Source organism: Paraburkholderia sp. RL17-381-BIF-C (assembly GCF_046026435.1).
In the GTDB taxonomy this organism is placed as follows: Bacteria; Pseudomonadota; Gammaproteobacteria; order Burkholderiales; family Burkholderiaceae; genus Paraburkholderia.
The window spans coordinates 1-23226 of sequence record NZ_JARESX010000035.1; the positions used below are offsets into that span (position 1 = coordinate 1).

Consider the following 23226-nt stretch of genomic DNA (forward strand, 5'->3'; position numbering starts at 1 on the left):
ACGAATTTGATGGCGAGGACGATGGCGATGTCCCGCGCCAACGTCGGACCGCGCACCCAGCCGTGGAACCTCTTGCGCAGGCTCGGGCGGCGGACGGTATTGCGATTGAGGGCTATGGTCATGATCGGTAGAAGGCAACTTCACACCGGTGAATCCGGCTGGCGCCAAGCCGCTTGAACGCATCAACGGTCTGGCGAATGCATCCCGATTCTAGGAGCAGAACCTCGCGCGCAACGGTTCCGTGCTGCGGCATTGGGTCGCGAGACTTGCGTCGTTTGACCAGTATTGCTATCGGGTTTGTGTTACGTCAAGAAACGCGTTGACCTTGCATTGGGTTGCACGCATGCGGGCGCCTGGGGGCATGCGGTGGCGCGGGCGAAAAAAAGCCCCGCCGTCTTGCGAGGGCGGGGCTTTAGCGGTTGGCTACCGCGCGCCGGGCGAGCCGGCATGCTGAAACGCTTCAGGCTTTACGCATATTCGGTGAGCGCACCGCGCATCTTCTTCATTGCGCTCGCCTCGATCTGGCGAATCCGCTCGGCCGATACGCCAAACTCGTCGGCGAGTTCGTGCAGCGTCGAGCCACCCGAGCCGTCGTCTTCCACCTTCAGCCAGCGAGCCTCGATGATGCGGCGGCTGCGGGCGTCCAGTGCGTCCAGCGCGCTTGCGATACCGTCGCTTTGCAGCTTGTCGCGCTGACGCGAAGCCAGCACGGCGGTCGGTTCGCTATGCGAGTCGGCCAGATAGGCGATCGGTGCGTACGACTCTTCGCCGTCTTCAACCTGGCCTTCCAGCGCGATGTCGCCGCCGGACAGACGCGTTTCCATTTCGGAAACTTCTTCGCGCTTCACGTTCAACTCTTTGGCCAGATCGTCGATCTGGTCCGGCGTGAACGCGCCCAGCCCTTGCTTGTGGCTGCGCAGATTGAAAAACAGCTTGCGCTGCGCCTTGGTCGTGGCGACTTTCACCATCCGCCAGTTGCGCAGAATGTATTCGTGGATCTCGGCCTTGATCCAGTGCATGGCGTACGACACGAGGCGCACGTTCTGCTCCGGATCGAAGCGCTTCACGGCCTTCATCAGGCCGATATTGCCTTCCTGGATCAGGTCGGCGTGCGGCAGTCCATAACCCAGATAGTTGCGCGCGATCGATACGACCAGCCGCAGGTGCGACAGGACGAGACGGCGCGCGGACTCGAGGTTGTCCTGCTCGCGAAATTCGGTGGCGAACTGGCGTTCTTCCGCCGGCGTCAGCATCGGAATCCGATTTACGGCCTGGATGTAGGCGTCGATATTGCCCAGTTGACCGGGCAGCAGCGAGGAATGCGAGAGCGCCAGCGCACCTGCCGAAGCGGCCTTAGCCGACGACGGGCTCAGAGTACTCGGAAGGGTCATTGCATGGCTCACGTAGGAAACTCCTTTGGAATCAGACAAAAGCTTGTTCAGGTAACGACTCCAGCGTTGGATGTTAGCACTCTGATTTACCGAGTGCTAATACTTAGAGGGCGTAGGGCCTTCTAGGTTCCGCAAATCGCTATTGAAATTCACGATCCAATAGCCATGGTACGCCTTCTTCAGCACCTCTGTTTGGAGCGTAGAAGTTACCTGTCAAAGCGCATTTGAGACGATAAGTGACCGATATTTGCTGAATTTGAAGTGACTAATTGCGAAAAATTGGATTCCTTCATACGATCCACTTAATCGAGATTGACCTTAGAATACGCAGAACTGTTACGAATTGTTCAACGTTCGGCGGAGAGCGGGTGTTAGATGAACAACAAAAAGAATGCTTTGCGTGGTCTGGCTCTAAAAATTGCGACAGGGGCGGTACTGGTGGGAATGTCGGCATTGGCTTCAGCGGACCAGTTCGGCGTACAGGTGGCCGGTGGACTCGGCGATGGTCACGTCAAGAAACTTGATCTGGGAATCGTCTGGGATCCGGATCTGACCTGGTGGCAGATCGGCGACTGGCATTTCTCGCTGATCGGCGAGGCGCATGTGGCATGGTGGCACACCAACGAAGGCAACGTGCACGACAATATCGCCGAGGTTGGCGTGACGCCGATCATCCGCTTCATCAAGGAATCGGGCCCGATCCGGCCGTATGCCGAAGTAGGCGCGGGCATCCGCTTGCTTTCGAGCCCTCGGTTATCTTCGACCTTCACGCTGGGCACGGCGTTCCAGTTCGCCGACATGGCCGGTGTGGGCATGCAGTTCGGCAACCGCCAGCAGTATCAGGCGGGCTATCGCTTCCAGCATATTTCCAACGGCGGTATCAAAGAGCCGAATCCTGGTATAAATTTCCACCAGCTATATCTGCAATATAACTTCTGACGACCGTGGCCACGTTCGGCTCATCGGTGCGAGGGGCTGAGCGATGGTGGCAAAGATATTCGAAGCGATTCGCGCGGTCGAGCGAGAGCGTTTTCGTGCAATGGTCGACGGCGACGGCCAGTCGCTCGACTCGCTGCTCGCGGATAACGTGAGCTACGTTCACACGAACGGCAAGCGGGAAACGAAGCGGCAGTTCATCGACGGGATTGTCGCGGGGCGCCGCCGCTATCGGCAGATCGAGGTGCAGTCGCAAGACCTGCTGCCGGTCGGGCGGGAAACCTGCGTGGTCACCGGCCGGGCTTTGATCGAAATGGAAGCGAATAACGGCGCACTGCTGTTTCCGATCGCCTACACGGCGATCCATACGCAGGAAGACGGGCAATGGCGCCTGATCGCCTGGCAGGCGACGCGTTGCGCAATCGAGTGAGCTTTTTGAGCTCACTCTATGGAGCCGGTTCCGCCTTGAGAGCGTCCGGTTGCCACGAGCAAGCGGGTAGCGCGCTTGTGGCTCGCGTGTGTCCCGCGTATGTGGCGCTTTGGTCTGGGCGTGGGGCTGATCGAGGCCTGATTCGAGGCCTTACCCAAGGCCTCTCCCGGAGCCTGATTGTCAGGCCGCGACGCTCTCCTGATCCACGCCGCTCCACTCGCGACTACCCATCGTTTCGGCCTCGACCATGACGGCCTGTTCCGCCGCGACGCCTTGTCGCGCCCCATGCTTCGCCTGAATCACCGTATCACCTGCATACGGGTGCCGCGGATCCACCGGCAACTGGTTGCACCGCTCCACCACGCGCCGGATCGCCGCCATGTCCGAGAAATCGAGCCGCGTGTCGATGCCTTGCGTAGCCAGATTCATCGCGAGCGCGACGAGATCGACATTGCCGGTGCGCTCGCCGTTGCCGAACAGACAGCCCTCGACGCGGTCCGCACCTGCCAGCAGCGCCAGTTCTGCGGCGGCCACGGCGGTGCCGCGATCGTTATGCGGATGCACGGACAGCACGATGCTGTCGCGATAGGCGAGATTGCGATCCATCCATTCGATCTGGTCGGCGAACACGTTCGGCGTCGCCGCCTCCACGCTCGCGGGAAGGTTGACGATCATTTTGTGATCGCGCGTGGGCCGCCATGTCTGCGCCACCGCGTCGCATACCTCGCGCGAAAACGGCAGCTCGGCGGTATTGAACGTTTCGGGCGAGTACTGGAAGGTCCAGTGCGTGCCGGGCCGCGCCTGCGCATGGGCCTTGATGATTTGCGTGCCTTCCACGGCCAGCGCCTTGATTTCGGCCTTCGACTGGTTGAAAACGATACGGCGAAACGCCGGGCAGATTGCGTTGTACAAATGCACGATCGCGCGCGGCACGCCTTCCAGCGCTTCGAATGTGCGCGCGATCAGTTCCGCTCGCGATGGCATGAACACCTCGATCGTCACGTCGTCGGGAATGCGGTTTTCCTCGATCAGCTTGCGGACGAAATCGAAATCCGTTTGCGATGCCGACGGATAGCCCACCTCGATCTCCTTGAAGCCGATTGCGACCAGCATCTCGAAGAATTCGAGTTTTTGTGCGGCGTTCATCGGCTCGATGAGCGCCTGGTTGCCGTCGCGCAAATCGGTGCTCATCCAGACCGGCGCCTGGTTGATCGTGCGGCTCGGCCATTTGCGGCCGGTCAGTCGTACAGCAGGGAAGGGGCGGTATTTTTCAGCGGGATTGCGCAACATGGTGAGCCTCGTTCGTGGTGTCGTCTGCAAAAGGGTGTGGCGTCGAGCGGTTGGCGGACTGCCACGGGTGCACGGTCCGCCAACCGGTGGTTAGCGGCAGTAACGAACGGGCGCGAACGAACAGCGTCATGGAGACGGCGAAAACGGACGTGGAGATGGCCCATGCGACGCGCATTTGATCCTCGTGCTTCGTCCGCGCGGTAAACGGACGAATGCAAACGACTACAGGTGGTGAAGAACTACGCTTTGGGGATGAAACGGGAACAGCTGGGAGGACCGGACGAAGGCAACGCGGTTGCCGACGCGCGGACGCTACGCCTGACTTACGCTAGGCGTAGCGATAGGGGCCGCGCTAGGCGGCCGGAGGTAATTCGGAGGGTGTTCGGAAGGGAACGCATGGGTCTAATGTATGACGGCGCGCGACAGCGTGTCAACCCGCCGCGCTCTCGCCGGGCGACGGCGAGCGAGTCGTCGCGCTTACTGCGAGGCCGTCACACCGGCATTCTTGCGACGTCCACGATCAGTTCGACCTGCCGTTCGATCGCGCTCGGCACCGGCGCCTCGCCACGCAGGACGGCGCTGATCCAGGCGGCTGTCGTCGGCGCGTCTTTGGCCTCGGGCAAGTCGACTTCCGGCGCATCGGGCGACGAGCGTTCATGCGGCACGCGTGTTTCGCAGATGCCGTCGTGCAGCCAGTCGACCTGCACCTGACGGCGCGTATCCGCCACCGCTTCGCCTTCCGTTCCGCGCGCGAGCAAGGCGCCGCCGGCTGCCGCGTCCGGATGTGTGTTGAACAGTTGAGTGAGACTGTCGCGATAGGGCGGGTGCGTGTAGTTCACGAGGCGCAATCCCGCGGGCGCGAACGGTTGCAGAATCTTCACCAGCGTGTGCGTCGAATTACGCACGCCCATGCGCCGGCGCAGCGCGAGCAGGCGCGCTAGTTTCGGCGCGAGCATGTCGATCGGCGCGAACGCAAGGCGGCGCTCGGCGAGACCGTCTTCGATGTCGGCGAGCGAGCGCGCGTGCGGAATCTGCAGATGCGTGAAGATTTCCGCGCTCGTCACGCGGCCCGGATCTTCGGTTACGCCATGCACCAGCACCGGCACGCCTTCGCGAGCCAGCAGCAGGGCGAGCAGCGGCACCAGATTCGGCTGCTTGCGCGCGCCGTTGTAGGTGGGTATCGACACGGGCCGAAACGCGCCGTGCGGCAGATGAACCGGCTCGAACGACGCATGCGCGCCGGCCAGCATCGCGGCGAGTTCGTCGGCGGTTTCGCCCTTCACGCGATACGCGAGCAACACCGCGCCGAGTTCGAGATCGGCCACGCGGCCGTCGAGCATGGCGGTGTAGAGCGCGCGCGTATCGTCGGCAGTCAGCGCGCGGGCGCCGTTGGGGCCCCGGCCGATTTCCTTGATGAAGCGGGCGCAGGGGAAGGGATTGGCGGTGTCGGCGGAGTCGGTCATCGGGCGCAGTGGGACGTATTGGCGTGCCGCCTCGGAGCGGTCGGCCATGGTATTCAAGGGACGCTATTCAGTGTGAGTATCGCATCTATGGCGATCCGGCGAGGCAGCGCGTCCGCGGTTCGGGCCTTGCCGGTTCACGCCGAACTGCTGCGCGCGGCGCTTTGCCGCGCGTTACACTCGATGTTTTATTGCCGCGCTGGCGGCATACATCAACGAACGGAGAACGGGATGAGTTACGTGTTTGCACCCGCACCGGTGGTCGCGGTGCCAGTGGTGGGGTCCAGCGAGCAATTCGCGGTGCGTCGCATCTACTGCGTGGGCCGCAATTACGAGGCACATGCGCGGGAGATGGGACACGATCCTGATCGCGAACCGCCGTTCTTCTTCACCAAGCCGGCTGACGCCGTGCTGTACGTCGCGCCTGGCGCCACCGGGGAATTTCCTTATCCGTCGCAGTCGAAAAACGTCCATTTCGAAATGGAAATGGTGGCGGCGATCGGCAAGGGCGGCAAGAACATTCCGGCCGAAACCGCGCTCGACCACGTCTACGGCTATGCGCTCGGTCTGGACATGACGCGCCGCGATCTGCAGGCCGAAGCGAAAAAGCTCGGCCGGCCGTGGGACACCGCGAAGGGCTTCGATCACTCGGCGCCGCTCGGCCCGATCCATCCGGCGGCCACGGTCGGCCATGTCGGCAAGGGCGCGATCTGGTTGTCGGTCAACGGCGAGGAAAAGCAAAGCTCGGACGTGTCGCAACTGATCTGGTCGGTGGCCGAGACGGTGGCTTATCTGTCGACGCTGTTCGAATTGCAACCCGGTGATCTGATTTTCACCGGCACGCCGGAAGGCGTCGGCGCGGTGGTGCCGGGCGATCTGATGAAGGGCGGCGTGGACGGGCTCGGCGAGCTCAGCGTGCGCGTCGTCTGACGGCCGGTTGGGGGAGACAGACAACATGAAGCTCTACAGCTATTTCCGTAGTTCGGCGTCCTATCGCGTGCGTATTGCGCTGAACGTGAAGAATCTGCCGTATGACTACGTGCCGGTCCACCTCGTGCGCGACGGCGGCGAGCAGTTGAAGCCCGAATACCGGAAAGTGAATGTGGACGGCATCGTGCCGACCTTCGTCGACGGCAACGACGTGATGCCGCAGTCGCTCGCGATCATCGAGTATCTGGAAGAGACGCACCCTGAGCCGCCTCTGCTGCCCGTGGCGCCGGCCGATCGCGCGTATGTGCGTGCGCTGGCACTGCAGGTGGCGTGCGAGATTCATCCGCTGAACAATCTGCGCGTGCTGAAGTATCTGAAGCACACCTTGTGTGTCGACGACGATGCCAAGGACGCGTGGTACCGGCATTGGGTGGAAGCAGGTTTCGCGACGTTCGAAGCACACGTCGCGGGCGACTCGCGTACCGGCAAGCTGTGTTTTGGCGATACGCCCACGATCGCCGATACCTGCCTTATTCCGCAGGTGTTCAACGCGCAACGCTTCAAGGTCGACACCGCGAAGTTTCCGACGATCCAGCGCATCTACGACTACGCAATGCAGCTTGATGCGTTTGCCCGCGCGGCGCCAGGCGTGCAGCCCGACACCGAGTAAGCCTGCACGATCCGGCTTGCTCCGGTCTGATCCGGGCGGCGGGGTAAAAAAGGGCACTCCGCGGAGTGCCCTTCTTTGCTGTTTCGGCCGTCGCTGCAGTCGCAGTCGCAGTCGCTCTAAGCGCTTTAGCGTTAGCCACCCAGCAACGCGTCGGAAAACTCTTCCGCGCTGAACGGCTGCAAGTCCTCGACCTTTTCGCCCACGCCGATGAAGTACACCGGAATCGGACGCTGCCGGGCGATCGCGGCCAGAATGCCGCCTTTCGCCGTGCCGTCGAGCTTGGTGACGATCAGGCCGGTGAGGCCGAGCGCATCGTCGAAAGCTTTCACTTGCGCGAGTGCGTTCTGGCCGGTGTTGGCGTCGATCACCAGCAGTACCTCGTGCGGCGCGCCGTCTTGTGCCTTGCCGATCACGCGTTTCACCTTGCGCAATTCTTCCATGAGATGCAACTGGGTCGGCAGCCGACCGGCCGTGTCCGCCATCATCACGTCGATCTTGCGCGCACGCGCGGCGCCGACCGCGTCGAAGATCACGGCGGCCGGGTCGCCGCTCTCCTGCGACACCACGGTCACGTTGTTGCGCTGGCCCCAGATGGCCAGTTGCTCGCGCGCGGCGGCGCGGAACGTGTCGCCCGCCGCCAGCAGCACCGACTGATCGAAGCTTTGCAGATGTTTGGCGAGCTTGCCGATGCTGGTGGTTTTGCCCGCGCCGTTGACGCCCGCGATCATCATGACGAGCGGCTGCGCGCGGCCGAGCATAAGCGATTTTTCAAGCGGCTTGAGCAGGTCGACGAGCAGTGTGCGCAGCGCCGCCTTGACCTGCTGCGGTTCGGTGAGGCGCTCGGCCCGCACTTTTTCGCGCAGCGCTTCGAGCAGGAATTCGGTGGCGTCGACGCCCGCGTCCGACATCAGCAACGCGGTTTCGAGCTCTTCGTACAGATCTTCGTCGATCTTCGTGCCGACAAAGATGCCGGTCAGGCTCGAACTCGTTTTCGACAGGCCAGTCTTCAGGCGTGTCAGCCATGAGCGCTTCGCGCCTGCGTCCTGCAGCGGAGGCGGAACGATTTCGACGGTTTCGGGCCCGGATTCTTCCGGCTCGGGCTCGATTGCAGCCGGAGCGGCCGCAGCAGGCGCCTCGACGCGAGCCGGAGCCGCCGCCGGACGCGGGGTGGCCGGCGCGACCGGCGCAGGCGCCTGCACGGCGGCTTCGGGCGCCGGGGCTTCTGGCGCGGATTGCGACTCTTCTGGCGCGTTATCGGACTCTTTCGAACCCTTGAATCGTTTGAAAAAGCTGAACATGATCTGGCGTGGTGAGAGCGCGCGCCGATGCGCGCAGCCGGCATGACACCGGCGGGAGCGGCAGGCAGCGTTGCGATGCGGGATGCAAGGCGCTGGAAGCCGCACATTTTATCAGGCGCGCCGCTGCCCGTCGTATCGGCCGAACGGCCAGGCTGGACGCGCAGCGTCGCTGTGGTAACGTTGGCGCTCCGGCCCTCACGTATCGACGTTGCGGGCGCTTTCAAACGTAATCGAAACTGCATGCCCCGTTCCGCACCTTCACGCGCCCATGGCGCTTCGTCCAAAAGCGGCAAGCCGCACGCCATCCGTATCATCGGCGGTGACTGGAAGCGCACGCCTTTGCCCGTGCTCGATCTCGACGGCCTGCGCCCCACGCCCGACCGCGTGCGCGAGACGCTGTTCAACTGGCTGGGCCAGAATCTGGACGGCCAGCGCTGCCTCGATCTGTTCGCCGGCAGCGGCGCGCTGGGCTTCGAGGCCGCGTCGCGCGGCGCCGCCCGGGTGTTGATGGTGGAGCGCAATGCGCGGGCCGCCAGCCAGTTGCGCGCCAATCAGGAACGCCTGTCGGCGCGCACGATCGAAATTGCTGAAGCCGACGGTTTGCGTCTTGCCGCGAGTCTCGCGCCCGGATCATTCGACGTGGTGTTTCTCGACCCGCCGTTCGGCGAAGATCTGCTCGGCAAAGCGCTCGCACTCGCCGTGCCGCTCGTCAGCGCAGACGGATTTCTTTACGTGGAAGCCGGCGAGGCGCTCGAAGTCGAGGAAAACGAGACGCTCGCCGGGTGGGAAATCGTGCGGCAAGGGAAAGCGGGCGCTGTCCACTTTCATTTGCTGCAGCGCGAAAATAAGGAATAATGCGCGTTCCAAAACAAGCGCCGGGCGGTTTGCCGTCACGTGCGCGGTCGGTGCCAAATGCGTCGCGTGGACGCTTTGACGTGCCCTTTGTCTGAAGAGAGGAGAAGTCTCATGGTAGTCGCCGTGTACCCGGGCACGTTCGATCCGCTGACGCGCGGTCACGAAGACCTCGTTCGGCGCGCGTCGAGCATTTTCGACACGCTGGTGGTCGGTGTCGCCGACAGCCGTAACAAAAAGCCGTTTTTCACGCTCGAAGAGCGCCTCGACATTGCTCACGAAGTGCTCGGGCACTACCCGAACGTTCAGGTAATGAGTTTCAAGGGGCTGCTGAAGGATTTCGTGCGCAGCAATAACGCGCGGGTGATCGTGCGTGGCCTGCGGGCCGTGTCGGACTTCGAATATGAGTTCCAGATGGCCGGCATGAATCGCTATTTGCTGCCCGACGTCGAAACCATGTTCATGACGCCGTCCGATCAATACCAGTTCATTTCGGGCACGATTGTGCGCGAAATCGCCCAACTGGGCGGCGATGTCAGCAAATTCGTGTTCCCGTCGGTCGAGCAATGGCTGAAGGAAAAGGTCGCCGCGCTGGACCCGGCCAACGGCGCTTCGGCGGGGCAACCGTAACCGGCGTAAACTGTCGGTTTGACGGATCAAAGCTGGCTGCCGCCGGCGTGAAGTGAGAGAAGTATGGCCTTGATGATTACCGACGAGTGCATCAATTGCGACGTATGCGAGCCGGAGTGCCCGAACGACGCGATTTCGATGGGCCCGGAAATCTATGTGATCGACCCGAAGAAGTGTACCGAGTGCGTCGGGCATTTCGACGAGCCTCAGTGTATTCAGGTGTGCCCGGTCGAGTGTATTCCTCGCGATCCGGAGCATCTGGAAACGCCCGATGCGCTGATGGCGAAATACCACGCGCTACAGGCTGCAAAAAGCGAGTGAGGTACGGAGTTTAAAAAAAGCGGCGAGACCTTTTGGGCTCGCCGTTTTTTTATACCGCGCTTTTTAAGCTGTACGCCGCGCTATCCGACGTATGTGCCGAAGATGTCGCGCAACGCGCCCAGCAGAATGTCACATTCGGCGTCGGTGCCGACCGAGATTCGCAAATGTTGGTCGATTCGCGGCGCTTTGAAATGGCGCACGAAAATCTCCTTTTCCCTCAACTGTGACGCGAGCGTCACAGCGTCGTAGCCTTTGTGGCGCGCGAACAGAAGATTCGCCGCCGATGGCACCACCTCGAAGCCGAGCGCCGCCAACCCTGCGGCCAGCCGTTCACGGCTCGCGATGACCTTGGCGCACGTGTCGCGAAACCAGGCGTCGTCTTCGTAGGCGGCAGTGGCGGCGGCCTGTGCGAGGCGGTCTAACGGATAGGAGTTGAAACTATCCTTCACGCGATTCAGCGCGTCGATCAATTCCGGGCTGCCGAACGCAAAGCCAACGCGCATGCCGGCCAGCGAGCGCGACTTCGACACGGTCTGAACGACCAGCAGATTCGGATAGCGATCGATCAGGCCGACGGCCGATTGGGCGCCGAAATCCACATAGGCCTCGTCGATCACCACCACGGAATCCGGATTGCCCGCGACGAGCCGCTCGATATCAGCGAGCGGCAGCGGCCGGCCGGTCGGCGCGTTCGGGTTCGGGAACAGAATGCCGCCATTCGGCGAGGCGTAATCGTCGACGTTGATTGCGAAGCTATCGTCGAGCGGGATGGTCTGGTAGTCGACTTCGAAAAGCCGCGCGTAGGTCGGATAGAAGCTATAAGTGATGTCCGGAAACAGCAAAGGTTTGTCGTGCTTGAGCAGTGCCTGGAAGGTGAGGGCGAGCACTTCGTCCGAACCGTTGCCTGCAAAGACCTGTTCGGCGTGGATGCCGTGGTAGGCGGCGACCGTTTCGCGGAGTTTTCGCGCAGTTGGATCGGGATAACGGCGCAACGATTCTGCCGAGTCGCCGAGTTCCTGCCGGATGGCCTCGAGTACGCGGGGCGACGGCGGATAGGGATTTTCGTTGGTATTCAGCTTCACCGGATGCGCAACCACGGGCTGCTCGCCGGGCACGTACGGCGTCAGATGATGAACGATGTCACTCCAATAGCGGCTCAAGCGATTCTCCCTCATACAAAGCGGCCGACCGGCGTTGGCGCAAAGCACCGGCTCCGGTCCTGCGCAGGATAGTTGCGGTCGACGACGATACGGCGATCCAGGTTCCAGCAGCGGAGTCTATGGGTTGCGATGCAGCTGCATCATCGCGCGTTCAAGCTCGCCCTTGATGATTTGCGGCATCACGGCTAGCGCACGCTCGATCGATGCATCGATCACATCCTGCTCTTCCCGCCGCGGCGGCTTCAACACGTAGTTGGCGACATCCGGCTTGGCGCCGGCGCGCGCGCTTTCCGGGATAAGATCCCGCGGATGGCCAATGCCAATCCGCAGCCGCCAGTATTGCTGCGACGACAGATGCGCGGTGATGTCCTTGAGCCCGTTGTGGCCGCCGCTGCCGCCGCCGAGCTTCAGCTTGACGCTGCCGGGCGGCATGTCGAGTTCGTCGTGCGCGACCAGAATCTCGTCCGGGAGAATCTTGAAGAACTGAGCAACCGCCACGACCGATTGTCCCGAGCGGTTCATATACGTCTGCGGTTCCAGCAGATGCACTTCCTCGCCGTGAAGCCGTGCCTTGGCGTAGAAACCGTGAAAACGCCGCTCGTCGCGCAGCGTCGTGCCTGCTTCGCGCGCCAGTTGATCGACCAGCCAGAAGCCGGCGTTGTGGCGCGTCGCAGTGTATTCGGCGCCCGGATTGCCGAGGCCGACGATCAGCTTGATCATGATTGCGTAGGTCCATCTGGCTCGGAAGGCGAACGCAGCCGAGCCGAAAAAAACCGAAAAAAAACCCGCCGGGGCGAACCTCGGCGGGTCACATCGACCGTTTCATTGAAACGGATCGAGAGGATTACTTGCTCAGTGCCTCGTGGCCCTTAAGCAGCCGGCGTTTCGCCTTCACCTTCAGCAGCAGCGGCATCGCCTTCAGCGATTGCGCCAGCCGGGATCGTTGCAGCTGCGACCACCGGGTTTTCTGCTTCGACGTGAGCAACCAGCGACACACCTGCCGGCAGCTTGATGTCCTTGGCGTGAACCGAGTGACCTGCTTCGATCGTCGCCAGATCAACTTCGAGGAATTCCGGCAGTGCCGAAGGCAGGCACTCGATTTCGATTTCGTTGATGACGTGCGAGATCACCGCGCTCGACAGCTTCACTGCCGGGTTCGATTCCTGGTTCATGAAGTGCAGCGGCACCTTGGTGTGCAGCTTCTTCTTGGCGTCGACACGTTGGAAGTCCACGTGCAGCACGAGCTGACGGAACGGGTGGTATTGCACGTCGCGCAGCAGAACCTGTTGCGACTTGCCTGCCACTTCCAGATCGAGGATCGACGAGTGGAAAACTTCTTTCTTCAGCGCGTGCCACAGCGCGTTGTGGTCCAGTTCGACCAATTGCGTTTCAGCACCAGCGCCATATACGATGCCCGGGGTCTTGCCCGAGATACGCAGGCGGCGGCTCGCACCCGTACCTTGCAAAGAACGCTCGAAAGCGACTACTTTCATGTTGAATCTCCAATGCACTGCCCGCGACCAGGCAGTAAAAACGGGGCCTGCAAGCCATTACGGCTGAGGCCCCAGAGCTGCGGCACGAACCTTCGTTCGTTCATGCCGATTGCGCGAAAGCGCAGTGTGCCGCCATGAGCGACGCGCTGCGCCTTCGCAAATACTTAACTTTCAGCGAACAGCGACATGACCGAATCGCCGCGGCGAATCCGCGAGAACGTTTCGGCCAGCAGGCCGGCGCTGGTCAACGAACGGATCTTGGCGCACGAACGGGCTTCTTCGCCGAGCGGGATCGTATCCGTGACAACGAGTTCGTCGAGTGCGGAAGCAGCGATACGCTCGCCTGCGCCGCCTGACAGAACCGGGTGAGTCGCGTAAGCGAACACCTGTTTTGCGCCGCGCTCCTTCAAAACCTGAGCTGCCTTGCAGAGCGTACCGGCGGTATCGACCATGTCGTCCATGATCACGCAGGTGCGGCCTTCGACTTCACCGATGATATTCATCACTTCGGCAACGTTCGCCTTCGGGCGGCGTTTGTCGATGATCGCGAGATCGCAATTCAGTTGCTTGGCCAATGCCCGGGCACGCACCACGCCGCCGACGTCCGGCGAAACGACCAGCAGGTTCTCGTAGTTCTGCTTGCGCAGATCGCCGAGCAGCACGGGCGTAGCGTAGATGTTGTCGACCGGAATGTCGAAGAAGCCTTGAATCTGGTCAGCGTGCAGATCCATCGTAATGATCCGCTCGACGCCGGCGATTTCCAGCATGTTCGCCACGATCTTCGCCGAGATGGCAACGCGCGCGGAACGCGGGCGGCGATCTTGACGGGCATAACCGAAGTAGGGGATGGCTGCGGTGATCCGGCCTGCGGATGCGCGCTTGAGCGCATCGACCATGATCATCAGTTCCATCAGATTGTCGTTCGCCGGTGCGCACGTGGACTGCAGGACGAAGACATCCTTGCCACGCACGTTTTCCTGAATCTCGACCTGGATTTCACCGTCCGAGAAACGGCTGACCATTGCTTTGCCGAGGGGAATACCGAGAATTTTGACGACTTCCTGTGCAAGCGCGGGATTTGCGTTGCCAGTAAAAACCATCAGGCCGTCATGGCTGCTCATCATGCACCTACTTCAGGCTGGGGGCGAGGGGAAATGCGAGAAATTTTGGCAGGGGAGAAAGGATTCGAACCTTTGCATGCCGGAATCAAAATCCGGTGCCTTAACCAGCTTGGCGACTCCCCTACACTAACTCTGAGCTCCGCCGAATGTGGAGTTTCGTTCGACGATGCAAAACTTATGACGCGAAAATAAAGAGTGGATGCTGATCGAGACTTGCCGCCACTGCGCTGTTCCATTCGCCTGGCAGTTTGGTTTGCACCGCTTCTGCTTCAGCTTTACTACGGAACGCTGCAAAGACACTTGCACCTGATCCAGACATCCGCGCTGGCGCGACGTTTTCAAACCATCGCAGCACTTGCGCTACTTCCGCGTACTTCCCTACGACAACCTGCTGCATGTCATTCCGGCCAAAGCTTTCTGGCCATTCAGTGTTGCAGCTAAGTTCTGCAGGAAAGTCCGTAATTGTGAGGGGTTTTGAATCTCTTGTCAACGCTTTTTCAGAAAAAATCGCTGCAGTCGGAACATGAACCCTCGGCGTCACTACTAGGAAATGGCGCGGCGGCAATTGTACAACGTCTAATGCTTCTCCGACACCCTGTGCGAACGCATTTTTTCCAAAAACAAAAAATGGCACATCGGCGCCGAGTTTCAACGCCAGCGCCTGCAATTCGAGACGCGGTAGGTTGAGCTTCCACAGACGGTTCAGCGCGAGCAACGTCGTCGCCGCGTCGGAGCTGCCGCCGCCGAGGCCGGCGCCCATCGGCAGGCGTTTCTCGATTTCGATATCCACGCCTTCAGGCGAACCCGTATGCGTCTTGAGCAGCGTCGCGGCGCGCACGGTCAGGTCGTGCTCCGGTGGCACGTCGGCGATCTCGGTGCTGCGCGTGATGAGTCCGTCGTCGCGTCGCTTGAAGTGCAGGGTGTCGCCCCAGTCGAGCAACTGGAAGACCGTTTGCAGCGTGTGATAGCCATCCGGCCGGCGGCCGGTGATGTGCAGGAAGAGGTTGAGTTTCGCTGGCGCGAGGCAATCGCGCAGCGAATCGGTCGTTTCAATCATGAGTTGAGGCTACATGCGCCGGATGACGCAGAAGAAGCGGCAAGGTCGCGCGCACAACGGTGCGTGAAGCGGCGCGGGTTACTGATCCAGAACGAGTTTGATGTCGAGAGGCGGCTGCGAGCGGCTCAGGTTGACGCGCTTCACACCGGTGGCCGGTGCTTCGGCGTACGCCAGGTAGTCGATCGTCCAGCCGTCCTGAGTAATCTCTTTGAGCCGCGAAGGTTGATCAGGGTCCTTCTCGGTCCTGGCGCGCGAAGTGGGCGCGGGCGACGGTTGCAGCCAATAGCGCAGCCCTTCGACCGGCAACACGAAGCCGAGCGCATTCTGCATCAGCGTGGAGACGTTATCCGCTGTGAGCGGCTGGCGATTGGGCAACTCCAGCGTGGCCGAAGCCGGCGACGACGTCACCACTGCCAGCGTCTGGCCGAGCGGATTGCGCAACTCCAGGGTCACTGTGTCACCGGTTTCCTGCCAGCTGAAATTGCCATAGGCATTGCGCTGCTGGCCGTTCTGATCGTCGTACTGGACCGCGAAGCGGCCCTGGTAAGCACGGCTTGTCTGCGCGGTCACAGAGGTCGCTGCATTCGACATGGACGGCCCCTGCGGTTTCACCGAGGCACAGCCGGACAATGCGACAACCGCTGCCGCTGCGAGTCCGAGCGCCGCGCCACGCGGCGCCCGGGGAAGGGAAATCAGACGGGAAAGACGCATCAAAGATCGTTTACCTGAAGACGTTGGAGCGTTTTGACCAGCGTGTCGTTGTCCGGTTCGAGCTTGCGCGCGTCGCGGAAAGCGGCGCGTGCCTGATCCTGATTGCCGGTTTTCCACAACACTTCGCCGAGGTGCGCGCCGATTTCGGCGTTCGGCTGCATGTCGTACGCTTTGCGCAGCAGCTTGATCGCGTCCGACGTATCGCCCATCCGGTATTTGACCCAGCCGACGCTGTCCATGATGAACGCGTCGTTCGGCGCCAGCGAGGATGCCTTCTCGACCAGCTTGTCCGCTTCGGCAAGGCGCTGATTGCGATCTGCCAGCGAGTACCCGAGCGCGTTATACGCTTGCGGATTGTCCGGCTGCGTCTGGATCAGCTTGCGCAACTGCGCTTCCATGATGTCGTAATGGCCGGTCTTTTCGGCGGACATCGCGTAGTCGTAGGTCAGATCAGGGTCGTCGGGAAACTGCGCCGTGGCTTGCTGCAGGCGTGTTTCAGCCTCCGGATAGCGCTTTGCGTCGAACAGGATCGCCGCGTCCGTGCGTAAGATCAGCGCCTGGTCGCGCGGATCGGGCGCTTGCAGGTTGGCTAGCAACTTGCGCGCGTCGTCGGTCTTGCCCTGCTTGGCGAGCAATTGCGCGCGCGTGATCTGCGCCGGCACGAATTGCTGGCTCGACGGCGAAATCTTGTTCAGCCAGTCGCCCGCTGCCGCATCGTTCTTCTGTTCGAGCGACAGTTGCGCAAGATAGATGTACGCCTGGCCCGGATCGGCGCCCGGCGTTTTCTCGGCCTGCTGTGCGTACTGCGTGAGGTACGTTTGCGCCTCGTTGAAATTCTTTTGCTGGATCTTGATCAGCGCGAGCGCCATAAGCGGCGTGAGGTCGTTCGCGTTGTTCTTGTGCATGATCTCGAACTGCTTCTGCGCGTCGTCCAGACGGTCGCTTGCCAGATACATCTGGGCGAGCGCGAGACGCGCGTCATGCGATTTCGGATTTTGCTGCACGTACTTTTCGAGCGAGGCGATGCCTTCCTTGCGCTCTTCCGGGCCCATTTGCGACAGCATCAGCGCGGCCGGCAAATAGTCGGGCTTGAGCGTAAGCGCCTGTTCGAGCGACTTGCGCGCGCCCGGCGCGTCGTCCGAAACGAGCTGCTGGCGGGCGATGGCCAGTTGCGCTTCCGGCCGGTTCATGTCGTTCTTGAGCAGATCCTGCAGCACGTGCAGGCCGCCGATCCGGTTCGGGCCGCGCGAGAGCAGCAGTTGCAGCGCCAGAATTGCGCTGCCGCGATTGGCGGCGGGCACCCTGGCGAGTTCGCGTGCGAGGATCTGCTCCGCGTCGTCAGGCTTGCCGGACAGCACGAGCAGCGACGCGTCCAGTTGCGCTGCGCGTTCCGAGTTCGGCGCATACTGCTGCCACAATTGCGCGGCGGCCAAAGCATCCGACGGGCTTTGCGCGGCCAGCGCGATTTCGGTGGCGCGTTGCGCCATGCGCGGATCGTGCGTGTCGCGCGCGAGGGCGAGGTAGGTCTGATAGGCGGGCGCCGGCTGGTCGCGTTGCAGCGCGACTTCGGCGGCGAGCACCTGGAATACGATCTGGCTCGTTAATGGCACACCAGGCAGGGACTTCTGGTCTTCCGCCGATGCCGGGCCAAGCGGGTCCGGCAGGGTGACCGAGGTGTCATCCGAGTCCTGCGCGTGCGCGGGCACGGCAGCCAGCGCCCAGACGGCGAGCGCCGCCGCGCCGAGCATCCGGCGAGCGGACACGGCGTGCGGTACGCGGAGTGCGCTAGCCGGGCGCTTCAAAAACAGCTTCACGAAGGACAAGTTCATGGAAATCCGTTCAATGTTTCGGACGATTGTAACGCGCTCGCTACAATACGCGCACAACCACTCACGCAAGTTGCAGACCAGTTAGACATGCCAGAGTTGCCAGAAGTTGAGGTTACCCGACGGGGAATCGAACCGTATGTGTCCGGGCGCAAGGTTGAACGCGTCGATGTGCGTACGCCCGCGCTGCGCTGGCCGATTCCGACCGATCTTGCGAAAACGTTGCGCGGCCACGTGGTGCGCAAGGTCGAGCGGCGCGGCAAGTATCTGTTGTTCGAGATCGACGCGGGCTGGTTCATTGTGCATCTTGGCATGACTGGGACACTGCGGGTGCTGCGCCATGTACCGCATCCGCCGGCCGCGGCGAAACACGATCACATCGACTGGATCTTCGACGAGTTCATTTTGCGCTATCGCGACCCGCGGCGCTTCGGCGCGGTGCTGTGGCATCCGCGCGAAGCCGGCGACGTGCTCGAACATCCGCTCCTCGCGGGCCTCGGCGTCGAGCCGTTTTCGCCCGCGTTCTCCGGCGCGCTGATGCACCGGCTCACGCGCGGGCGCAAAGTGTCGGTGAAACAGGCGCTGCTGGCCGGGGAAATCGTCGTGGGCGTGGGCAATATCTATGCGTCGGAGAGCCTGTTTCGCGCCGGCGTCAGGCCGACCACGGCGGCGGGGCGCGTCTCGCTCGTACGATACGATCTGCTCGCGGACGCCGTGCGCGTGACGCTCGCCGCCGCGATCGAGAAGGGCGGCAGCACGTTGCGCGATTTCGTCGGCAGCAATGGCGAAAGCGGTTACTTTCAGCTCGACTATTTCGTCTATGATCGCGCGGGGCTGCCGTGCCGCGTGTGTGGAACGCCGATCAAACAGATCGTACAGGGGCAGCGTTCAACGTATTTCTGCCCCACCTGCCAGCGCTAACTCTTCCATGCCTTCTCGCTTAACTTCGCGTTCAACGCCATCCGATGCGCCTGCGGCGCCCGCTTTTCCGGCCATGTCCGATTTTTCCACGCGCCTGATCGCGTGGCAGCGTCAGCATGGCCGGCATGATCTGCCGTGGCAGAACACGCGAGATCCGTATCGCATCTGGCTGTCGGAAATCATGCTGCAGCAGACGCAGGTGTCGACGGTGATTCCGTATTACGCGAAGTTCCTCGCGCGTTTCCCAACTGTCGCCGCGCTCGCCGCGGCGCCGTCCGACGACGTCATGGCGTTGTGGGCCGGCCTTGGCTATTACACGCGTGCCCGCAATCTGCATCGCTGCGCGCAGGTCGTGGTCGAGCAGCATGGCGGCGCGTTCCCGGCATCGGTCGAGGAGCTGGCGGAGTTGCCGGGCATTGGCCGTTCGACGGCGGCGGCGATCGCGTCGTTCGCATTCGGCGCGCGCGCGACGATTCTCGACGGCAACGTCAAGCGCGTGCTCGCGCGCGTGTTCGGCGTCGAAGGTTTCCCGGGCGAGAAGAAAGTCGAGAACGCGATGTGGACGCTGGCGGAGTCGCTGCTGCCGTCGAATGCATCGGACGCCGAAGTCAGTGCATACACGCAAGGCTTGATGGATCTCGGCGCGACCTTGTGTGTGCGTGGCAAGCCCGACTGCCTGCGTTGCCCGTTCGCCGCCGACTGTGTGGCGAACGTGACGGGGCGTCAGCGCCTGTTGCCGACGGCGCGTCCGAAGAAGGCGGTGCCGACGCGCCGCACATGGATGCTGGTGCTGCGCGACGGCAATGCCGTGATGCTGGAGAAGCGGCCGCCTTCGGGTATCTGGGGCGGCTTGTGGAGCCTGCCCGAAGCCGCCGACGAAACCTCGCTCGTCGAGCGAGCGCGTGCCTTTGGCGGAGACGGTGCGGTTTCGCCGCTGGCGCCGCTCACGCATGTGTTCACGCATTTCAAACTGGATATCGAACCGCGGCTCGCGGAACTGGATCGCGGCGTGGGCGCCTTGGCCGCATTGGGCGACGCGGACACCGCGTGGGTCGCGCTCAGCGATCTCGATTCGTTCGGCGTGCCCGCGCCGGTGCGCAAACTGCTGGACAGCTTGCAGGGCTCGCTGATCTGATCAATCCGGCAGGAGCACGGTGGCCGCTTTCAAAGCAATTGATGTTGCTGCATGTAGTGATGAACCACGTCGATGCGCGCGCCGGCATCCTGCAATTCCATCAGTTTCTGGCGAGCACGCAGCGCGATCGGCAGCACTTCGGCCAGACGGTTCGACACCCATGACGGATCGTCGAGCCTGAATGGCTGCGCAAACGGCAGGCTTTCCGGATCCCGTTCGCGGATGGTCGCGATGATCCGTTCGAGCACCTCAGCGCATGCGCCGAATTTGGCCAGCTGCTCATTGCCTTCGAGCGGCGTGTCCTCGCCGAGCGGTTCCGCCATGCCGACCAGCAGGCCGCTTGTCTCCACGCGATGCGACAGCAGGCGAAAACGCCGTGTGCCGCGCGCGCGAATCAGCAGCATGCCGAAGGCTTCGACGTCGCATTCCTCGATTTCGGCGAGACAGCCGATTGCTTCGGGCACCGAAGGCTCTTCCTCGCGCGCGACTTCCGCGCCGCTCTTCAGCAGACACACGCCGAATGGCGTTTTTTCCCGCAGACAGTCGCGCGCCATGTCGAGGTAGCGCGCTTCGAAAATCTTCAGCGGCAATAGTCCGTCGGGAAACAGCACCGTATGCAGCGGAAACAGCGGCACATCGGCAAGCACAGTAGAAGTAGAAGACATGGCGCAACGCTTCGAGTTGAGGCCGCGCGATGCGGCCGGTTAAGCCACTAACTTCGATGATTCGCCGGCTTCGACCGGCGCATCGCGGTGCCGCACAATGACATTCGCCGAAGCTGCGAGACGCGCGGCGAGCGTCTCGGCAATGAAAACAGAGCGATGCTGGCCACCCGTGCAACCGATCGCGACGGTCAGATAACTGCGGTTATCGTCGCGGAAATGCGGAAGCCATTTGGCGAGGAATTTCTCGATGTCGTCGATCATTTCATGCACGACCGGCAGCGCATCGAGAAAGTCGATCACGGGTTTGTCGAGGCCCGTGAGCGGCCGCAATTCATGATCGTAATACGGGTTCGGCAAGGTGCGCACGTCGAAGACGAAATCCGCGTCGAGCGGCACACCGCGCTTGAAGCCGAACGACTCGAACATCAGCACGAGGCCCGAATCTTTCTGCTCAATAAAGCGTTTGACCCACGCGCGCAACACGTTTGCGCGCAGATTGCTGGTGTCGATCTGATGGCCGAACTCGGCCAGGCCCGCCACGAGTTCGCGTTCGCGCTCGATCGCTTCGGCGAGTGAGGTGAGCAGGCCGACGTCCGCGTCGCGCGCGGTCGAACCGGACAGCGGATGGCGGCGGCGCGTTTCGGAGAAGCGTTGAATGAGCGATTGTGTGCTTGCGTTCAGGAACAGCACCCGCACGTCGTGGGCACGCGACAGGTCGCGGATCATGGCGGGCATTTCGTCGAGCGAGGCGCTAGAGCGCGCGTCGATTGCGACGGCAAGGCGATCTTGCCCGTCCTCGGCGAGATAGGAAGCCAGTTGCGGCAGGAAACGCGGCGGCAGGTTGTCGACGCAGTAATAGCCTGCGTCTTCAAGCGCGTTCAGGGCAACTGACTTGCCGGAGCCGGATATACCGGTGATCAGGATTATGCGCATGGAGTCGTCGAAACCGTACATTTCATCATAGCATCTGGTCCCCATGCGCGTACCCGACCTGCCGCTGGCTGCGGTAAGGCATGGTCTCGTGGACTCAGATCAGTTTGCCGGGAAACTGGCTGTCGGGGTCTTGCATCGCCAGGCGCTGGCGATCCATGAAGTCGCGCAGCGTGTCGATGCCGCGCAGTTGCAGGATCGTATTGCGCACGGCTGCTTCGACCAGCACCGCCAGGTTTCGGCCGGCTGCCACCTGAATCGTGACTTTGCTGATCGGCAGGCCGAGCACGTCCACGGTCTGGCTCTCCAGCGGCAGGCGTTGGAATTCGCCATCAGGACGGCGGACCAATTGCACGATCAACTTGAGCTTCATTTTTCGGCGAACCGCGGTTTCGCCGAAAATGGTCTTGATGTCGAGCAGGCCCAAGCCGCGCACTTCGAGCAGGTTTTGCAGCAGCGGCGGGCAACGCCCTTCAACGAAGTCCGGACCGAGACGCACGAAGTCCACCGCGTCGTCGGCAACGAGTCCGTGGCCGCGGCTGATCAGTTCCAGCCCGAGTTCGCTCTTGCCGAGGCCCGAGTCGCCGGTGAGCAGCACGCCCATGCCGAGGATGTCGAGAAACACGCCATGCAGTGTGGCGCGCGGCGCCAGAATGCGCGACATGTAGAGGCGCAGGCTGTCGATCACTGCGGCGGCGGACATGGGCGTGGTGAATAGCGGCGTGGACGAGCGCGTGCAACGCAGCACCAGTTCCGGCGGCGCCGCGACGCCGCCCGCCACCACCAGAAACGGTGGCTCCAACGCGATCAGCTCGGCCATGTGGCGCGAGCGGTCTTCATCGGTTTGGCGCTTGTAGTAGTCGATTTCGGCGTCGCCGAGCACCTGGATCCGGTTCGGGTGGATCAGGTTCAAGTGGCCGACAAGGTCGGCGCTCGACGTGGCATTGGCGACCGATTCCGAAGAAAAGCCGCGCTCCCAGCCTTCATGCCCCGTCAACCAGCTGAGCTTCAGCGTGGCGGCGTTATCGTCGAAAATGCTCTGGGCGTTGATGCTGGACGTATCCATGAGTCAGTGACTCCAGTGTGGGCCGCTTGCCGGGCAAAGCGAAGGCCACGCTAGCGCGGGCCGCTTGCCTTGCCGGGCTCTATCCGCGTGCGGGCGGATAACCGGCGTGCGGATAACCGCCGATACATCAAGGTTGCCACTGAGTGAGCAGGCGATGCAATGTTTCGCGGTCTTCTTCCGTGTGCAGGCGCTCGCGGGCTTCGCGATCGGATAGCAACTGGGCGATTTCCGAAAGGATCTCGAGGTGTTGCTGAGTGGCCTGTTCCGGCACGAGCAGGAAGATGAGCAGCGAGACCGGCTGACCGTCGGGCGATTCGAAGGGGATGGGTTCGGCAAGGCGGACGAACGCGGCGAGCGGCTGCTTCAAGCCTTTGATCCGGCCATGCGGAATCGCCACGCCTTCACCGAGGCCAGTCGATCCGAGGCGCTCACGCGCGAACAGATTGTCAGTGACCGTGCTACGGGCGATGCCGTTCTGGTTCTCGAAGATCAGGCCCGCTTGCTCGAACACACGCTTCTTGCTGGTGACCGATAGACCGACGACGACGTTCTCGAGGGGAAGAAATTTGGCTAAACGATTCATGTTGACAGGCGAAAACGTGGCCTGGGTTCTCCTCGCTGGGGCGTTTGAGTGGCGTTCCATTCGTTTGATGCTCGCGGCGACGAGCGTGGAGGTGCAAAAAGCGCAGGACTCCGGCCGACCGTTTTTTCCGCCTGAGCTAACTTTGACCCCGATGGTAACCGGAACATTATAGAACAGGGTAGCCACGGATGGTGCGACGCGCCATCAATGCGCAGTGAGTTATGTTCTAGCGTCGATATGCCACGCGGCCATGCGAGGAAAGGGCGTCCAGAAACAAAAAACCGCCCGGGTCCGGGCGGTTTTGCTGGTTAAGGGAAAACGAAGAGCGAATGAAAAAATCCTCCAGGTTC

23 protein-coding genes, 1 tRNA gene and 1 pseudogene are annotated in these 23226 nt (G+C 62.2%); 9 read left to right on the plus strand and 16 right to left on the minus strand.

Annotation, left to right across the window (positions count from 1 at the left end; all coding sequences use genetic code 11):
• Nucleotides 1-467: 467 nt before the first annotated feature.
• On the minus strand, nucleotides 468-1403 hold the full coding sequence (rpoH, locus tag P0D70_RS21360) for an RNA polymerase sigma factor RpoH (RefSeq protein ID WP_091796837.1): 936 nt from the start codon (nucleotides 1401-1403) through the stop codon (nucleotides 468-470).
• A 363-nt stretch (nucleotides 1404-1766) separates the two neighbouring features.
• Here rpoH and P0D70_RS21365 point away from each other — a divergent pair, with 363 nt between their 5' ends.
• Both P0D70_RS21365 and P0D70_RS21370 read left to right on the plus strand, forming a co-directional pair.
• A complete protein-coding gene (locus P0D70_RS21365) occupies nucleotides 1767-2330 on the plus strand; it encodes an acyloxyacyl hydrolase (protein ID WP_408185960.1) in 564 nt (187 codons plus the stop codon).
• A gap of 43 nt (nucleotides 2331-2373) precedes the next feature.
• The gene (locus tag P0D70_RS21370; protein WP_091796835.1) at nucleotides 2374-2757 is read left to right on the plus strand and encodes a nuclear transport factor 2 family protein; all 384 of its coding nucleotides are present in this window, start codon (nucleotides 2374-2376) and stop codon (nucleotides 2755-2757) included.
• A 273-nt stretch (nucleotides 2758-3030) separates the two neighbouring features.
• On the opposite strand, the pseudogene P0D70_RS21375 reads toward P0D70_RS21370, so the two are convergent.
• Both P0D70_RS21375 and ybiB read right to left on the minus strand, forming a co-directional pair.
• Nucleotides 3031-4047 (minus strand): annotated as a pseudogene (locus tag P0D70_RS21375) (2-isopropylmalate synthase); the annotation flags it as partial.
• 491 nt (nucleotides 4048-4538) lie between these two features.
• Nucleotides 4539-5510 (minus strand): DNA-binding protein YbiB, encoded by a 972-nt coding sequence (gene ybiB, locus P0D70_RS21380; protein WP_091800833.1) that lies wholly within the window; start codon nucleotides 5508-5510, stop codon nucleotides 4539-4541.
• Nucleotides 5511-5738: 228 nt separating this feature from the next.
• Here ybiB and P0D70_RS21385 point away from each other — a divergent pair, with 228 nt between their 5' ends.
• Nucleotides 5739-6437 (plus strand): fumarylacetoacetate hydrolase family protein, encoded by a 699-nt coding sequence (locus tag P0D70_RS21385; protein ID WP_091796833.1) that lies wholly within the window; start codon nucleotides 5739-5741, stop codon nucleotides 6435-6437.
• 25 nt (nucleotides 6438-6462) lie between these two features.
• Complete coding sequence (gene maiA / locus P0D70_RS21390; protein ID WP_091796832.1) at nucleotides 6463-7107, plus strand: maleylacetoacetate isomerase; 645 nt, start codon at nucleotides 6463-6465, stop codon at nucleotides 7105-7107.
• Nucleotides 7108-7238: 131 nt separating this feature from the next.
• Here maiA and ftsY read toward each other — a convergent pair whose 3' ends face one another.
• A complete protein-coding gene (gene ftsY / locus P0D70_RS21395) occupies nucleotides 7239-8405 on the minus strand; it encodes a signal recognition particle-docking protein FtsY (RefSeq protein ID WP_408185961.1) in 1167 nt (388 codons plus the stop codon).
• Nucleotides 8406-8645: 240 nt separating this feature from the next.
• Between ftsY and rsmD the strand changes: the two genes are divergently transcribed.
• The 3 genes from rsmD (at nucleotide 8646) to P0D70_RS21410 (ending at nucleotide 10208) form a co-directional block, all read left to right on the plus strand.
• A complete protein-coding gene (gene rsmD / locus P0D70_RS21400; protein ID WP_408185962.1) occupies nucleotides 8646-9260 on the plus strand; it encodes a 16S rRNA (guanine(966)-N(2))-methyltransferase RsmD in 615 nt (204 codons plus the stop codon).
• A 111-nt stretch (nucleotides 9261-9371) separates the two neighbouring features.
• A complete protein-coding gene (gene coaD / locus P0D70_RS21405) occupies nucleotides 9372-9887 on the plus strand; it encodes a pantetheine-phosphate adenylyltransferase (protein ID WP_091796829.1) in 516 nt (171 codons plus the stop codon).
• A 63-nt stretch (nucleotides 9888-9950) separates the two neighbouring features.
• On the plus strand, nucleotides 9951-10208 hold the full coding sequence (locus tag P0D70_RS21410) for a YfhL family 4Fe-4S dicluster ferredoxin (RefSeq protein ID WP_091796810.1): 258 nt from the start codon (nucleotides 9951-9953) through the stop codon (nucleotides 10206-10208).
• An 80-nt stretch (nucleotides 10209-10288) separates the two neighbouring features.
• Here the strand turns inward: P0D70_RS21410 and hisC are convergent, their stop codons facing one another.
• The 8 genes from hisC to P0D70_RS21450 form a co-directional block, all read right to left on the minus strand.
• Nucleotides 10289-11368 carry a histidinol-phosphate transaminase gene (hisC, locus tag P0D70_RS21415; RefSeq protein ID WP_408185963.1) on the minus strand — a complete coding sequence of 360 codons (1080 nt, stop codon included), beginning with the start codon at nucleotides 11366-11368 and terminating at the stop codon, nucleotides 10289-10291.
• Between the two features lie 117 nt (nucleotides 11369-11485).
• Entirely contained in the window at nucleotides 11486-12088 is a 603-nt protein-coding gene (pth, locus tag P0D70_RS21420) for an aminoacyl-tRNA hydrolase (RefSeq protein ID WP_091796808.1), read from the minus strand.
• A gap of 149 nt (nucleotides 12089-12237) precedes the next feature.
• A complete protein-coding gene (locus P0D70_RS21425; RefSeq protein ID WP_091796807.1) occupies nucleotides 12238-12861 on the minus strand; it encodes a 50S ribosomal protein L25/general stress protein Ctc in 624 nt (207 codons plus the stop codon).
• 164 nt (nucleotides 12862-13025) lie between these two features.
• Nucleotides 13026-13982: a ribose-phosphate pyrophosphokinase gene (locus P0D70_RS21430; RefSeq protein WP_006048037.1), complete on the minus strand. Its 957-nt coding sequence runs from the start codon at nucleotides 13980-13982 to the stop codon at nucleotides 13026-13028.
• Between the two features lie 46 nt (nucleotides 13983-14028).
• A tRNA-Gln gene (locus P0D70_RS21435) sits at nucleotides 14029-14105 on the minus strand.
• Nucleotides 14106-14157: 52 nt separating this feature from the next.
• Nucleotides 14158-15039, minus strand: coding sequence for a 4-(cytidine 5'-diphospho)-2-C-methyl-D-erythritol kinase (gene ispE / locus P0D70_RS21440; RefSeq protein ID WP_408185964.1), 882 nt, complete (start codon nucleotides 15037-15039; stop codon nucleotides 14158-14160).
• A 78-nt stretch (nucleotides 15040-15117) separates the two neighbouring features.
• Nucleotides 15118-15750, minus strand: a complete 633-nt coding sequence (lolB, locus tag P0D70_RS21445) for a lipoprotein insertase outer membrane protein LolB (protein WP_408185965.1) — start codon at nucleotides 15748-15750, stop codon at nucleotides 15118-15120.
• On the minus strand, nucleotides 15750-17579 hold the full coding sequence (locus P0D70_RS21450; RefSeq protein WP_091796804.1) for a tetratricopeptide repeat protein: 1830 nt from the start codon (nucleotides 17577-17579) through the stop codon (nucleotides 15750-15752). The genes lolB and P0D70_RS21450 overlap by 1 nt, the downstream gene beginning before the upstream one ends.
• A gap of 87 nt (nucleotides 17580-17666) precedes the next feature.
• On the opposite strand from P0D70_RS21450, the gene mutM reads away from it, so the two are divergent.
• Both mutM and mutY read left to right on the plus strand, forming a co-directional pair.
• A complete protein-coding gene (gene mutM, locus P0D70_RS21455; protein ID WP_408185966.1) occupies nucleotides 17667-18497 on the plus strand; it encodes a bifunctional DNA-formamidopyrimidine glycosylase/DNA-(apurinic or apyrimidinic site) lyase in 831 nt (276 codons plus the stop codon).
• A gap of 7 nt (nucleotides 18498-18504) precedes the next feature.
• Nucleotides 18505-19632, plus strand: a complete 1128-nt coding sequence (gene mutY / locus P0D70_RS21460) for an A/G-specific adenine glycosylase (RefSeq protein WP_408185967.1) — start codon at nucleotides 18505-18507, stop codon at nucleotides 19630-19632.
• Between the two features lie 29 nt (nucleotides 19633-19661).
• On the opposite strand, the gene P0D70_RS21465 is transcribed toward mutY, so the two are convergent.
• The 4 genes from P0D70_RS21465 to P0D70_RS21480 all read right to left on the minus strand — a co-directional run bounded on the left by P0D70_RS21465 (nucleotide 19662) and on the right by P0D70_RS21480 (nucleotide 22936).
• Entirely contained in the window at nucleotides 19662-20297 is a 636-nt protein-coding gene (locus tag P0D70_RS21465) for an LON peptidase substrate-binding domain-containing protein (RefSeq protein WP_091796801.1), read from the minus strand.
• 39 nt (nucleotides 20298-20336) lie between these two features.
• A complete protein-coding gene (gene rapZ / locus P0D70_RS21470; protein WP_091800827.1) occupies nucleotides 20337-21230 on the minus strand; it encodes an RNase adapter RapZ in 894 nt (297 codons plus the stop codon).
• Nucleotides 21231-21324: 94 nt separating this feature from the next.
• Nucleotides 21325-22293, minus strand: a complete 969-nt coding sequence (hprK, locus tag P0D70_RS21475; RefSeq protein ID WP_007179412.1) for an HPr(Ser) kinase/phosphatase — start codon at nucleotides 22291-22293, stop codon at nucleotides 21325-21327.
• A gap of 127 nt (nucleotides 22294-22420) precedes the next feature.
• Nucleotides 22421-22936 carry a PTS sugar transporter subunit IIA gene (locus tag P0D70_RS21480; protein WP_091796800.1) on the minus strand — a complete coding sequence of 172 codons (516 nt, stop codon included), beginning with the start codon at nucleotides 22934-22936 and terminating at the stop codon, nucleotides 22421-22423.
• Nucleotides 22937-23226: the final 290 nt, after the last annotated feature.

Bases quoted from the DNA above. Each gene is read 5' to 3' on its own strand.
- P0D70_RS21365 (WP_408185960.1), top strand. From the start codon at position 1,767: ATGAACAACAAAAAGAATGCTTTGCGTGGTCTGGCTCTAAAAATTGCG.
- P0D70_RS21370 (WP_091796835.1), top strand. From the start codon at position 2,374: ATGGTGGCAAAGATATTCGAAGCGATTCGCGCGGTCGAGCGAGAGCGT.
- ybiB (WP_091800833.1), bottom strand. From the start codon at position 5,510: ATGACCGACTCCGCCGACACCGCCAATCCCTTCCCCTGCGCCCGCTTC.
- P0D70_RS21385 (WP_091796833.1), top strand. From the start codon at position 5,739: ATGAGTTACGTGTTTGCACCCGCACCGGTGGTCGCGGTGCCAGTGGTG.
- maiA (WP_091796832.1), top strand. From the start codon at position 6,463: ATGAAGCTCTACAGCTATTTCCGTAGTTCGGCGTCCTATCGCGTGCGT.
- ftsY (WP_408185961.1), bottom strand. From the start codon at position 8,405: ATGTTCAGCTTTTTCAAACGATTCAAGGGTTCGAAAGAGTCCGATAAC.
- rsmD (WP_408185962.1), top strand. From the start codon at position 8,646: ATGCCCCGTTCCGCACCTTCACGCGCCCATGGCGCTTCGTCCAAAAGC.
- coaD (WP_091796829.1), top strand. From the start codon at position 9,372: ATGGTAGTCGCCGTGTACCCGGGCACGTTCGATCCGCTGACGCGCGGT.
- P0D70_RS21410 (WP_091796810.1), top strand. From the start codon at position 9,951: ATGGCCTTGATGATTACCGACGAGTGCATCAATTGCGACGTATGCGAG.
- pth (WP_091796808.1), bottom strand. From the start codon at position 12,088: ATGATCAAGCTGATCGTCGGCCTCGGCAATCCGGGCGCCGAATACACT.
- P0D70_RS21425 (WP_091796807.1), bottom strand. From the start codon at position 12,861: ATGAAAGTAGTCGCTTTCGAGCGTTCTTTGCAAGGTACGGGTGCGAGC.
- P0D70_RS21430 (WP_006048037.1), bottom strand. From the start codon at position 13,982: ATGAGCAGCCATGACGGCCTGATGGTTTTTACTGGCAACGCAAATCCC.
- ispE (WP_408185964.1), bottom strand. From the start codon at position 15,039: ATGATTGAAACGACCGATTCGCTGCGCGATTGCCTCGCGCCAGCGAAA.
- lolB (WP_408185965.1), bottom strand. From the start codon at position 15,750: ATGCGTCTTTCCCGTCTGATTTCCCTTCCCCGGGCGCCGCGTGGCGCG.
- P0D70_RS21450 (WP_091796804.1), bottom strand. From the start codon at position 17,579: ATGAACTTGTCCTTCGTGAAGCTGTTTTTGAAGCGCCCGGCTAGCGCA.
- mutM (WP_408185966.1), top strand. From the start codon at position 17,667: ATGCCAGAGTTGCCAGAAGTTGAGGTTACCCGACGGGGAATCGAACCG.
- mutY (WP_408185967.1), top strand. From the start codon at position 18,505: ATGCCTTCTCGCTTAACTTCGCGTTCAACGCCATCCGATGCGCCTGCG.
- P0D70_RS21465 (WP_091796801.1), bottom strand. From the start codon at position 20,297: ATGTCTTCTACTTCTACTGTGCTTGCCGATGTGCCGCTGTTTCCGCTG.
- rapZ (WP_091800827.1), bottom strand. From the start codon at position 21,230: ATGCGCATAATCCTGATCACCGGTATATCCGGCTCCGGCAAGTCAGTT.
- hprK (WP_007179412.1), bottom strand. From the start codon at position 22,293: ATGGATACGTCCAGCATCAACGCCCAGAGCATTTTCGACGATAACGCC.
- P0D70_RS21480 (WP_091796800.1), bottom strand. From the start codon at position 22,936: ATGGAACGCCACTCAAACGCCCCAGCGAGGAGAACCCAGGCCACGTTT.